Raw genomic sequence first — 12,689 nt, 5'->3', positions numbered from 1 at the left:
CAAACAAACCGACTCATGATCGAGTCGGTCTGGAATCATATGGAATTCGGATCTGAAATCAACATCCATATTAGAATTTGGTTGTAACCGTTTGTTTAACCTGATCCAACATGGCTTGATATGCGGGTGCATCCAGATATCCAATACTGCCGAAGAGCAGATGATCTACTGCTTCAATGCCTACAAAATCGAAGATACCTACGTCTGAAGTTAATTTCAATCCAGCAGTCATGCCAATCTGATCATAAATTTCACTTGGTGTACCATGTGTGTTGATGATGAGTCCTTTTTTGCCTGTCAGCAATTTCTCAATTCCCGCTTCACCCGCTGCATATGCAAAACCATAGGCGAATACACGGTCAACATATCCTTTCATAATGGCAGGAAGACCTGTCCACCAGATCGGATAGATGAATGTAATAGCTTCTGCATTCGTAACAAACTCTTGCTCTGTCGCGATATCCTGTGGCGTCTGTCCTGCACGCATGGAAGCTGTATCGGCCTCTGTCAGTACGGGTTGGAATCCAAGCTTATACAAATCACGAACAACCACTTCGTGGCCTTGAGCTTCGAGAGCTTCTACAGCAGTATTGAGGATTGCGTTATTCAAGCTGTCTGTGTGCGGGTGAGCATATACGATAAGATGTTTCATAGTGTTAATCCCTCCAGGTTTGGTTTGAGTTAGCTTGCGAAAATGGGGTTGCATTGATACGCTACATACATAGATATCTATGTATGTGGTTAAAAAAATATTTAGTCTCCTCTGCCTTCACCCATTCCAATCTGGAAGGGTTGCAGACAGAAGAGTTCATTCATTATAACTTTCGGACAATAATGGACAGCAAGCTCTCCAATTGCTCCGCCTGTTCATCCGACAGGTCACTATAGATGATGTCATTAATCTGCTCTGACACCTGATGGAAGATCGGTTCGAGTCGCTTTCCCTGTTCGGTTAGGCGAATCATCGTCACCCGGCTATCTTCGGCACTCTTGCTACGTTCAACATATCCAAGCTTTTCCAGCTTGTTGACCAGTACCGTTACCGTGGGTTGCGTTCGTTGAATACGTTCAGCCAACATCTTGATCGACAGCGTCTCTTCCCGGTACAAAAACATCAATACATCCCCGTGAGAAGGTACAATGCCTGTCACTTCATGCTGTTCCAATTCGTGAACAATCCGCTTGTTAACATGGTCTCTGATTCTTGCAATCAGTGCAATTGCGTTGTATTTTGGCATGACCTCATTATACATAGATATCTATGTATTTTCAAGTACCTTTTTTATACACAGCAAAACAGCCCTTTCCATCCTTGTACCTGTGGAAAATATCGGGCTGTTTCGATCCTGCTTAGTTTTACTGATCCTGGGTTTTATAATGTAGATCTTAGATTATCATTTTTGGATTCATGTTGAATTCTTGCTGAATTCAGTTAATCCATTGCGTGATTTTCTCAACGGATTGTCGGGACTTCTCACGCTGGGGCTCCTCTACCCGATAACCGAAGGCTGCCATCATAGAGACGCCCCATGCGCCATTTTCCAGCAAGCCCTCTTCTTCCATAATACGGTGGACGTCCTCACGGCTGAAACCTTCGATTGGACAAGAATCAATCTCGATCTGAGCTGCCGCCGTCATCATGTTGCCGAGTGCAATATAAGTCTGTTTAGATGCCCAGTCAAATAATGATCGTGGGTTATCCAAAATTTTCTGGTTATTTTGGAACTTTCCATAAGCCTCACTTGTTAACTTAAATACGTCATCCGGCATTCCTTTGGTTTCCTTCAGCATGTACTCTGCATAGGGAGAATTATAACTGGCATCTGACCGGGCCAAAATAACAACAAAATGACTTGCTGTAGCCAATTGCTTTTGAGCACCAGAAGAGACTTCGGACAGACGCTTACGCAAGTTCGGATTTTGTACAATCAGAAACTTCCACGGTTCAAGTCCAATGGAACTTGGAGATAATCTGCCTGTTTCCAATATAAATTGGAAATCCTCATCCGAGATTTTGCGGGTATCATCAAAGATCTTCGTTGCATGCCGGAAATGATAAGCCTTTATGATGTCTTCTTTAGTCTTTGACTTTGCTGTGACTTCCATGAAGCTCCACGTCCTTTTTATATATTTTTATGTTGAATCGTCAGTATCCAGTTTTTGATTTGCTTAAGTATTAGTTTAGAATCTATATCCGAAAATGAAAAGTACGCACATTATTGTTTCTCAGTTTCTAAAAGTAAGTATTGTATCCTAACAAGGAAAATAGCCGCTGCAGGACATAAATCTTCTCCTAGACGGCATATTCTCACACATGAAGTTTATAATTGCTCCACCCATTCATTTTAGGAAATGACGGTATATCCTTCTTGTCGCAGCAATGCTGAGGTGACAGCTTCTCCACAAGCTCCTGAATTTTCTCATCCTGGCTTGCTGTTCCATTGTAACGGCAGGCTACCCCCGCCAGACATGAACTCAACAATATTTCATCCTTATCTCCTTATGCTCATTCCATCGTATGAAATAAATTGTAACATATAAGATCAAGCCCTATAACTCGCCTCTGGTGATCATCTTGATCCGTCCATCTTCCCTGTATTCAACCTGAAAAACATCCTTGCTCGACTCCAGTTCAAATGTGACCATGCCTGGATGATCAGGATTACGGTGAAGTTTGTATGCTTGAAGATCCATTTTAAATATTTGTTTAATGATCGGTTCCACTTTTCCTCTAAGAAGAGATTCATCTATATTATATAATTTCTGATAATAAGCCTCTATTTCCTCCCAGTCTGCAAAGTCTTGCTCATAGTGATTAGCATCCCCAACCGTGTAACCCAAGCCCTCTTTTCCTTCGGTCATCTGCACAAAATAGTTATTCTCAAAACTAAGAGATACCGTGTCTTTCCCAAGTTCATCATCCTTGGTTCGATGCACACTTACCAGATCAAGTGTGGTTTTTCCCGACAATGCTTCAACCGCTTTCTTGGCATCCGCCAGAGCAGTCACAGATACCTGATCAACACTTAACTCGCCTGAGATGGATACGGCTTGGTCCTGCTGCCATACAATCTCCCCATAACCAGTCTCATTCTCTAACGCTAATGTAGTATACGATATCGGCTCCAATTCGCCTTGCTTCATACTCACATAACGTTGAACGGATAAAGGTTTAAGTGTTGGAGTACTGCCTATACTTTGCAAAAGCGATGGAACCTGGCGCAGATAGCGGTGCTCCAACTCACTGGGCTGCATCTCACCTCTCATCTCCACTTCTCGCAGATTGCCTGTTGCCGCATCAAGCCATATCTGCGCGTACTCCTTCTCACTTTTTTTTCCAGCCTCTACATATATTCTGCCGGACACAGGCAAGTCTTCCACTTTTGTAATCCTCAGCTGTTTACCCAGATCGTCTCGCATCGTCGTGGCAACATTTCTTTTCATTTTGTCGGTTAACAGATCCGTGCTCAGATTATCGGATAACTGTAACGCTGTTGTCGGATAGACCTGCTCAATCACCGGCTTAACCAGCTGTCCATCATCCCAGATCCCTAGGAACAATCCCGCAGCAATAACCAACGCACCCATGCCTGCAACAAGAGGCCCTCTTCTAGTGCGACGTTTATGTGAAGCGTTGCCTACTTGTGATCTAAACGGCCTGGATGATCTGGAACTGTCCTCTGACCTATCTCCCTTGCTTCGTTCTTCCGACTTCTTCATCCACTCCACCAGTTGAAGCACATTCCGCTTGTGATCATCTGTAAAAAGAGACGATGCAAACGGTCCCTTCCGGATCTCCTTTTCCCATTGCTCATCCTTGTGTGTCATTGGCTTCGCTCCTCCCATTGTTTCCGTACCTTATCTTTCCCTCGGGAAAGTCTGGATTTCACTGTGCCTGAGCTAATTTTTAACATCTCTGCAATCTCACTTGTCGTGAGCTCATACTTTAGGTTGAGCAAAAGAATCTCCCGGAATTTCCTCGGCAACGCTAGAACAATATCCCAAATTTCATGGACATGCTCCTTACGTATCACTTCCATCTCGGCCGAAGGATGTGAAGTTTTCTCTTGGATCATTACTCGTTGTCCTGAATGCTCCCGCTCTGTCTCCATAGAAAGTGTCTCTCCCCACAGACTGCTACGAAAGAATCTGGATTTTCGATATGTAAACGTGGTGTTTCTAGTAATCGTCAACAGCCATGTTTTCAGTGAGCACTCACCGCGATATTGGGCGATCCCCGAGTATACTCGAATAAATACCTCCTGTGACAATTCATCTGCCTGTTCGGCACTTTTGGTCAGAAAATAAGCGTAATTCCACACATCATTTCCGTAGTCATCCATCATGCTGCTAAGTGTGTAATTGTCTATGGTCTGAGCCTGTGCCAGAAATTGATAGTCCAACTGTTGTTCACCTCACTTAATATGACTAAATCCACTGTGGTTTGGTTCCCTGTTTTGGACATTATTTCTTGTTATTGTAGCAAAATAAAAAAACAGCGTGTTCAACCTCGCTGAACACGCTGTTCGCTTTAAGCATTTTCCTCATTAGACATCTCGTCTAACAAGGCACTTTCTATATCATACTTTGATGGCTTTAATCATTAGAAACATGGGTCTTCGATTCTCGTCTCGCATGCCAGGAACCTGTTCAATCATTTCTGGTGATGGCTTGGATTCAGCTACCTTTTGAATGGCAAACCCGGCCTTAATGAGTTCATTCATATGTGTTGCCAGTGTACGATGATATTTAACCACATCCTGATTCAGAAAGTTTGCCACACGCTTCCCTTCATCGTGGTAATCATCCACGGGCCAGTGCAAGATCTCACCTTCAGGTCCGTAATGCCAATCCTGCGCAGCGCGAGCGGTGAAGATGGGATGTTCGGAGGATAGTACAAATGTGCCCCCTTCAACAAGACAATCGTTGATCTTAGCGTACAGCGTGTCTAAACGTTCAATATAATGCAAGGCAAGTGAACTGATCACAACATCAAATTGTCCAGCTGCAAATTCAATATCTTCAATCGCCAGCTTCTCGTACTGGATCTGTGGGTCATCCGTCATTTCACGAGCGCGCTGGAGCATATTTTCAGACAGATCTACTCCGATTACTGAACTGGCTTGTTGCTCGCGCGCATACCGACAGTGCCAACCAAAACCACATCCCAAATCCAGCACACGTTTGTCTTTCAAATCAGGCAAAAGGGTCTGCAGTTCATGCCATTCCCCAGCTGCCTCCAGTCCTTGAATAGAACGGGCCATCTTACTATAGCTATCAAAAAACTCAACTTCATCGTATTTATTTTGTTTCATGAAGCGATTCCTCCAGCCTAATAAATATCCACCCTACTTTACCACATAAACGATATTTAAACGCAAAAGTTGCCAAGAGAATTCAAGCCGTGTTATCATACAGAACGAACGTTCAGTATTATTTAATGCAGAATGAACATTCAGTTTACTAACGGAGGTCAATATGAATACGAAATGGACGCATCCACTGGAAGGACAATCTGTAGGTAAAGCTTTTATAAGTTACCTTATGCCTTCCGTATTGGGGATGCTGGTAGTTGCTTTTAATTTTATTATCGACGGCATTATGGTTGGGCACAAACTCGGCTCTACCCCGATGGCCGGAATCGGCATTGCTTCTCCTGTCTACACGCTTTTTGTTGCCATGTCGCTGTGGATTGGTATGGGCGGGGCAACCTTGTACTCCAACGCGATGGGTAGAAAAGATATCACATCAGCCAAACAAATTTTCACCAAATCCGTTATGCTCATTACACTTGTTACGATAGCCATTGGATATACTGCATATACGTTCAAAGAAAAGCTGGTATACTCCCTAGGTGCTAACGCTGAGACCTTCCCGTTTGCTTCAGACTACATGAATATCATGTTGTTGTTTGGGTTCGTCTTCACCATTGAGAATGCACTCTCTATTTTTGTACGAAACGATGGGAATCCCAACACATCCATGTACGCTCAGATTACCTTTGCTGTAGCCAATATCATTATTAACTATGTAACATTGTATGTACTCGAGTGGGGGGTCCACGGTGTAGCCATCGGTACAATCGTATCGGCATCTCTTGCACTGCTTGTCCTGTTCACTCACTTTTTCAAAAAAACAAATAATCTCACGTTCACCCGGTTCAAATGGAATAACAAACTGCTGGCCTCCCTGCTGCTCATTGGCTTCCCCAGCTTTCTGGCTGAACTTGGCATGTCAGTCTTCTCTGTCTCCCATAACATCTCGATGGACCGCATAGCGGGTACAGATGGCGTAGCATCCTTTACCGTGTTGAACTATATCCATGGTGTTGTACTATTAGCGTTCCTGGGCCTGGCGTCTGCTGCCCAACCTCTGGTTAGCTATTATCACGGTGCGAAAAGGTTTCAACGGGTACAACAAACGTTACGTTTAGCCACCAAAACAGCTCTGGCATGCGGTCTACTTTTATTACTAATTGTTCAAATCGGTGCACCTTATTTCGTTCAAATCTTTGGAAACTTCAGTAGCAGCGTAACAGATAATGCCGTATACGGACTACGCATATTTACATTTGCCTATGTGTTCATGGGTGTTAACTTTGTCATGAGTACCTATTTCCAATCTGTAGGTAATGCCAAAATGGCCATCTGGATTACCGCTGCGCGTGAGATGATCATTATGATTGCGTTGATTGCAATCCTGCCTTCCTTCTTTGGTGTCACGGGTGTGTGGCTTGCCGTACCGCTGTCCGAAATGCTGGTTCTCGCAACCATAGCGGTGTACTATAGCAAACGATCCCTTACGGATCGAATAAACGCGTTACAGGCTGAATAACATTAACAGATGTTATAGCGGTATCAGATAACAGATAAATGATACGAAGGTAGCATCCAGGTAGACCTCATAAATAATCTAACAGACAAAAAAACAAGCCCTGCACGATCAATATAGATCGTCAGGGCTTGTATTTATCCTACATTAGAGTAATTAGATGCGTATATCAAATCGACCATTGCTATCTGTTGTTGCATTCGCAATTTCCTTAGGGGTAACTACGCCCTTTCCATTGGATGGAGGTTGGGCAGGTGGTGCCTCCTTAGCAACGGTTGTACTGGCACCTTGGGAGCTTTGCTGTGCAATCTGTGACTCAATCTGCTTGATCTGCTGTTCAAGCTGTTTAGTCTTTGTCTCCTTGGTTTGCTCATCGCCCTTGCTAGATTGCACTTTCTCCAGTTGAGCTTCAAGTTTCGTCTTTTGTTTCTCCAAGCTACTTGAATTGTCCGAACTCGAAGATGTGGATATGTATGATGTTGTGGAGCTGGCTGCAGAAGATATATTCATTATGGTTCTCCTCCTCTTTACATGGCTTCACTATACCCTACCCCACTGAATCGTACGTTAAATTCAACTGAAAGGTTGCTGAACGAAGCCAATACTGGATTTCAAACAGGTGAAAATATATGTAGCAGTATTAATCCATCGTCAGTCTAATCATACAAGTGAAGATCTTGGTGCACTCTGATCTGTAAGTTAGTTGTTTCCCGGTGTAAAATGGTAACACAAAAAGACACACTCGATATCATCAAGTGTGTCTTCCTTATTGCTTGGCGGCGTCCTACTCTCCCAGGACCCTGCGGTCCAAGTACCATCGGCGCTAGAGGGCTTAACGGTCGTGTTCGGGATGGGTACGTGTGGAACCCCTCCGCCATCGCCACCAAACGCATAGCTTAGCTTACATTTCAGAGATCGTTCTCTGAAAACTAGATTCGAAACGAAAGTGTGCGAATTAAACTTGCAATTGGATAAGCCCTCGACCGATTAGTACTGGTCAGCTCCATGCATTGCTGCACTTCCACCCCCAGCCTATCTACCTCGTCGTCTTCAAGGGGTCTTACATACTGGGAAATCTCATCTTGAGGGGGGCTTCACGCTTAGATGCTTTCAGCGTTTATCCCGTCCGTACATAGCTACCCAGCGGTGCTCCTGGCGGAACAACTGGTACACCAGCGGTACGTCCATCCCGGTCCTCTCGTACTAAGGACAGCTCCTCTCAAATTTCCTACGCCCACGACAGATAGGGACCGAACTGTCTCACGACGTTCTGAACCCAGCTCGCGTACCGCTTTAATGGGCGAACAGCCCAACCCTTGGGACCTACTTCAGCCCCAGGATGCGATGAGCCGACATCGAGGTGCCAAACCTCCCCGTCGATGTGGACTCTTGGGGGAGATAAGCCTGTTATCCCCAGGGTAGCTTTTATCCGTTGAGCGATGGCCCTTCCATGCGGTACCACCGGATCACTAAGCCCGACTTTCGTCCCTGCTCGACTTGTAGGTCTCGCAGTCAAGCTCCCTTATGCCTTTGCACTCTTCGAATGATTTCCAACCATTCTGAGGGAACCTTTGGGCGCCTCCGTTACTCTTTAGGAGGCGACCGCCCCAGTCAAACTGCCCACCTGACACTGTCCCCGCACCGGATTACGGTACCAGGTTAGAACCTAGATACGATCAGGGTGGTATCCCAACGTTGCCTCCACGCAAGCTGGCGCTCACGCTTCAAAGGCTCCCACCTATCCTGTACAGATCGTACCCAAATTCAATATCAAGCTGCAGTAAAGCTCCATGGGGTCTTTCCGTCTTGTCGCGGGTAACCTGCATCTTCACAGGTATTAAAATTTCACCGGATCTCTCGTTGAGACAGCGCCCAAGTCGTTACGCCATTCGTGCGGGTCAGAATTTACCTGACAAGGAATTTCGCTACCTTAGGACCGTTATAGTTACGGCCGCCGTTTACTGGGGCTTCGGTTCACAGCTTCGGGATTGCTCCCTAACCACTCCCCTTAACCTTCCAGCACCGGGCAGGCGTCAGCCCGTATACTTCGCCTTACGGCTTCGCACAGACCTGTGTTTTTGCTAAACAGTCGCTTGGGCCTTTTCACTGCGGCCCCCTCGTGCTATTCACACTACCGGGGCACCCCTTCTCCCGAAGTTACGGGGTCATTTTGCCGAGTTCCTTAACGAGAGTTCTTCCGCGCGCCTTAGAATACTCTTCTCGCCTACCTGTGTCGGTTTGCGGTACGGGCACCTTCACCTGGCTAGAGGCTTTTCTTGGCAGTGTGAGATCATGACCTTCGCTACTATAATTTTCGCTCCCCATCACAGCTCAGCCTTACGATGTGCGGATTTGCCTACACATCAGCCTCACTGCTTAGACGGACATCCATCAGTCCGCGTCACTACCCTACTGCGTCCCCCCATTGCTCATAACGGCTTACGGTGGTACAGGAATTTCGACCTGTTGTCCTTCGACTACGCCTTTCGGCCTCGCCTTAGGTCCCGACTTACCCTGAGCGGACGAGCCTTCCTCAGGAACCCTTAGGCTTTCGGCGGATCAGATTCTCACTGATCTTTTCGTTACTCATACCGGCATTCTCACTTGTATAATGTCCAGCGCTCCTTACGGTACACCTTCAACCCTTATACAACGCTCCCCTACCCCTGATGCAAAGCATCAAGCCATAGCTTCGGTGGTGTGTTTAGCCCCGTTACATTTTCGGCGCAGAGTCACTCGACCAGTGAGCTATTACGCACTCTTTCAATGGTGGCTGCTTCTAAGCCAACATCCTGGTTGTCTGTGCAACTCCACATCCTTTCCCACTTAACACACACTTGGGGACCTTAGCTGATGGTCTGGGCTGTTTCCCTTTTGACAATGGATCTTAGCACTCACTGTCTGACTCCCGGAAGTAAGTCTATGGCATTCGGAGTTTGACTGAGCTTGGTAACCCTTGCGGGCCCCGCACCCAATCAGTGCTCTACCTCCACGACTCTGTTTTCCGAGGCTAGCCCTAAAGCTATTTCGGGGAGAACCAGCTATCTCCGAGTTCGATTGGAATTTCTCCGCTACCCCCACCTCATCCCCGCATTTTTCAACATGCGTGGGTTCGGGCCTCCAGTGCGTGTTACCGCACCTTCACCCTGGACAGGGGTAGATCACCCGGTTTCGGGTCTACGTCCACGTACTCATTCGCCCTATTCAGACTCGCTTTCGCTGCGGCTCCGGCTCTTCACCTTAACCTTGCACGGGAACGTAACTCGCCGGTTCATTCTACAAAAGGCACGCCATCACCCCTAAAACGGGCTCTGACTTTTTGTAAGCACACGGTTTCAGGTTCTATTTCACTCCCCTTCCGGGGTGCTTTTCACCTTTCCCTCACGGTACTGCTTCACTATCGGTCGCTAGGAAGTATTTAGCCTTGGCAGATGGTCCTGCCGGATTCATACGGGGTTTCACGTGCCCCGCACTACTCGGGATCCGTCTCGGAGGGAACAGACTTTCAACTACAGGGCTTTTACCTTCTTTGGCGGGCCTTTCCAGACCTCTTCGCTTAACCGGTTCCTTTGTAACTCCATGTGAGACGTCCCACAACCCCAGAGAGCAAGCTCTCTGGTTTGGGCTTCTCCGCGTTCGCTCGCCGCTACTGACGGAATCACTATTGTTTTCTCTTCCTCAGGGTACTTAGATGTTTCAGTTCCCCTGGTATGCCTCACACTAACCTATGTATTCAGTTAGGTGTAACTGGAAATTACCCCAGCTGGGTTTCCCCATTCGGACACCCCCGGATCAAAGCTTGCTTACAGCTCCCCGAGGCAGTTTCGTTGTTCGCCACGTCCTTCATCGGCTCCTAGCGCCTAGGCATCCTCCGTGTGCTCTTAGTAGCTTAACCATATTGCTCCGGTTTTGACTGCTCGCTTCCCTTGTTTTGCTTGCGCAAAGCCAAAAGTTGCTCCCATTCAATACCATCGCAAAAGCAATTTAACTACCGTTTTTATTGAAACTTGTTTGCACAAGTTCAGCTAAAAAGGAATGTTCTAATTCGCGTTTGTTTCGTTTCGATATCTAGTTTTCAAAGAACAAGCTCCATGCAAAAGCAAGCTTTTGAGAGTTTGAGCTCTCAAAACTGAGCAACGAGTGAGTGTTTTGCAGCTAAGCTGCATATTTGAATGTTTCCACTCGGGAAACGATTCTCCATAGAAAGGAGGTGATCCAGCCGCACCTTCCGATACGGCTACCTTGTTACGACTTCACCCCAATCATCTATCCCACCTTCGGCGGCTGGCTCCTTGCGGTTACCCCACCGACTTCGGGTGTTATAAACTCTCGTGGTGTGACGGGCGGTGTGTACAAGACCCGGGAACGTATTCACCGCGGCATGCTGATCCGCGATTACTAGCAATTCCGACTTCATGCAGGCGAGTTGCAGCCTGCAATCCGAACTGAGACCGGCTTTGTTGGGATTGGCTCCATCTCGCGATTTCGCAGCCCGTTGTACCGGCCATTGTAGTACGTGTGTAGCCCAGGTCATAAGGGGCATGATGATTTGACGTCATCCCCACCTTCCTCCGGTTTGTCACCGGCAGTCTATCTAGAGTGCCCACCCGAAGTGCTGGCAACTAAATATAAGGGTTGCGCTCGTTGCGGGACTTAACCCAACATCTCACGACACGAGCTGACGACAACCATGCACCACCTGTCTCCTCTGTCCCGAAGGAAAGATACATCTCTGTATCGGTCAGAGGGATGTCAAGACCTGGTAAGGTTCTTCGCGTTGCTTCGAATTAAACCACATACTCCACTGCTTGTGCGGGTCCCCGTCAATTCCTTTGAGTTTCAGTCTTGCGACCGTACTCCCCAGGCGGAGTGCTTAATGTGTTAACTTCGGCACCAAGGGTATCGAAACCCCTAACACCTAGCACTCATCGTTTACGGCGTGGACTACCAGGGTATCTAATCCTGTTTGCTCCCCACGCTTTCGCGCCTCAGCGTCAGTTACAGCCCAGAGAGTCGCCTTCGCCACTGGTGTTCCTCCACATATCTACGCATTTCACCGCTACACGTGGAATTCCACTCTCCTCTTCTGCACTCAAGTCACCCAGTTTCCAGTGCGATCCGGGGTTGAGCCCCGGGATTAAACACCAGACTTAAATGACCGCCTGCGCGCGCTTTACGCCCAATAATTCCGGACAACGCTTGCCCCCTACGTATTACCGCGGCTGCTGGCACGTAGTTAGCCGGGGCTTTCTTCTCAGGTACCGTCACCTTGAGAGCAGTTACTCTCCCAAGCGTTCTTCCCTGGCAACAGAGCTTTACGATCCGAAAACCTTCATCACTCACGCGGCATTGCTCCGTCAGGCTTTCGCCCATTGCGGAAGATTCCCTACTGCTGCCTCCCGTAGGAGTCTGGGCCGTGTCTCAGTCCCAGTGTGGCCGATCACCCTCTCAGGTCGGCTACGCATCGTCGCCTTGGTGAGCCGTTACCCCACCAACTAGCTAATGCGCCGCAGGCCCATCCCCAAGTGACAGATTGCTCCGTCTTTCCAGTTTCCTTCAGGCGAAGAAAACAACTATTCGGTATTAGCTACCGTTTCCGGTAGTTGTCCCAAACTTGAGGGCAGGTTGCCTACGTGTTACTCACCCGTCCGCCGCTAAGTATCAAGAAAGCAAGCTTCCTATCAACTCCGCTCGACTTGCATGTATTAGGCATGCCGCCAGCGTTCGTCCTGAGCCAGGATCAAACTCTCCAATAAAGTATTGAAAAGAGCGATAAGCTCATTTTGAATCTGACGAGATTAATATCTCATTTGTGCTCCAGCCGATTCAAGCCAAGGCTTGTTTCGAACTTTCGCGTT

9 protein-coding genes and 3 rRNA genes are annotated in these 12,689 nt (G+C 47.3%); 1 reads left to right on the top strand and 11 read right to left on the bottom strand.

The features are described from left to right. Nucleotides 1–70: 70 nt before the first annotated feature. The 7 genes from ABTV53_RS02620 to ABTV53_RS02590 all read right to left on the bottom strand — a co-directional run bounded on the left by ABTV53_RS02620 (nt 71) and on the right by ABTV53_RS02590 (nt 5,315). Nucleotides 71–652, bottom strand: coding sequence for an NAD(P)H-dependent oxidoreductase (locus ABTV53_RS02620; protein ID WP_433750289.1), 582 nt, complete (start codon nt 650–652; stop codon nt 71–73). Between the two features lie 163 nt (nt 653–815). After that, nucleotides 816–1,238, bottom strand: a complete 423-nt coding sequence (locus tag ABTV53_RS02615; RefSeq protein WP_433750287.1) for a MarR family winged helix-turn-helix transcriptional regulator — start codon at nt 1,236–1,238, stop codon at nt 816–818. 190 nt (nt 1,239–1,428) lie between these two features. Continuing rightward, nucleotides 1,429–2,106 carry an NAD(P)H-dependent oxidoreductase gene (locus ABTV53_RS02610; protein ID WP_433750284.1) on the bottom strand — a complete coding sequence of 226 codons (678 nt, stop codon included), beginning with the start codon at nt 2,104–2,106 and terminating at the stop codon, nt 1,429–1,431. Nucleotides 2,107–2,308: 202 nt separating this feature from the next. After that, a complete protein-coding gene (locus ABTV53_RS02605) occupies nt 2,309–2,479 on the bottom strand; it encodes a hypothetical protein (protein WP_421885471.1) in 171 nt (56 codons plus the stop codon). A 71-nt stretch (nt 2,480–2,550) separates the two neighbouring features. Then, nucleotides 2,551–3,828, bottom strand: a complete 1,278-nt coding sequence (locus tag ABTV53_RS02600; RefSeq protein ID WP_433750280.1) for a hypothetical protein — start codon at nt 3,826–3,828, stop codon at nt 2,551–2,553. After that, the gene (locus ABTV53_RS02595; RefSeq protein WP_433750277.1) at nt 3,825–4,403 is read right to left on the bottom strand and encodes an RNA polymerase sigma factor; all 579 of its coding nucleotides are present in this window, start codon (nt 4,401–4,403) and stop codon (nt 3,825–3,827) included. Before ABTV53_RS02595 ends, ABTV53_RS02600 begins: the two co-directional genes overlap by 4 nt. A 177-nt stretch (nt 4,404–4,580) precedes the next feature. Continuing rightward, nucleotides 4,581–5,315, bottom strand: coding sequence for a class I SAM-dependent methyltransferase (locus ABTV53_RS02590; protein ID WP_433750274.1), 735 nt, complete (start codon nt 5,313–5,315; stop codon nt 4,581–4,583). 163 nt (nt 5,316–5,478) lie between these two features. Here ABTV53_RS02590 and ABTV53_RS02585 point away from each other — a divergent pair, with 163 nt between their 5' ends. Continuing rightward, nucleotides 5,479–6,834 (top strand): MATE family efflux transporter, encoded by a 1,356-nt coding sequence (locus ABTV53_RS02585; RefSeq protein WP_433750271.1) that lies wholly within the window; start codon nt 5,479–5,481, stop codon nt 6,832–6,834. 153 nt (nt 6,835–6,987) lie between these two features. Here the strand turns inward: ABTV53_RS02585 and ABTV53_RS02580 are convergent, their stop codons facing one another. The 4 genes from ABTV53_RS02580 to ABTV53_RS02565 form a co-directional block, all read right to left on the bottom strand. After that, a complete protein-coding gene (locus ABTV53_RS02580) occupies nt 6,988–7,341 on the bottom strand; it encodes a FlxA-like family protein (protein ID WP_433750269.1) in 354 nt (117 codons plus the stop codon). A 261-nt stretch (nt 7,342–7,602) separates the two neighbouring features. Continuing rightward, nucleotides 7,603–7,719: ribosomal RNA gene (gene rrf / locus ABTV53_RS02575) — 5S ribosomal RNA — on the bottom strand. Nucleotides 7,720–7,798: 79 nt separating this feature from the next. Further along, a 23S ribosomal RNA gene (locus ABTV53_RS02570) occupies nt 7,799–10,726 on the bottom strand. Nucleotides 10,727–11,034: 308 nt separating this feature from the next. Beyond that, nucleotides 11,035–12,587 (bottom strand): 16S ribosomal RNA (locus tag ABTV53_RS02565). Together the 16S, 23S and 5S rRNA genes form the textbook arrangement of a ribosomal RNA operon. Between the last annotated feature and the right edge of the window lie 102 nt (nt 12,588–12,689).

Origin of the sequence: Paenibacillus amylolyticus (assembly GCF_050990605.1) — a bacterium.
In the GTDB taxonomy this organism is placed as follows: Bacteria; Bacillota; Bacilli; order Paenibacillales; family Paenibacillaceae; genus Paenibacillus; species Paenibacillus amylolyticus_H.
Note: the sequence above shows the minus strand (reverse complement) of the source record. Positions and strands in the feature narration are given on the sequence as shown.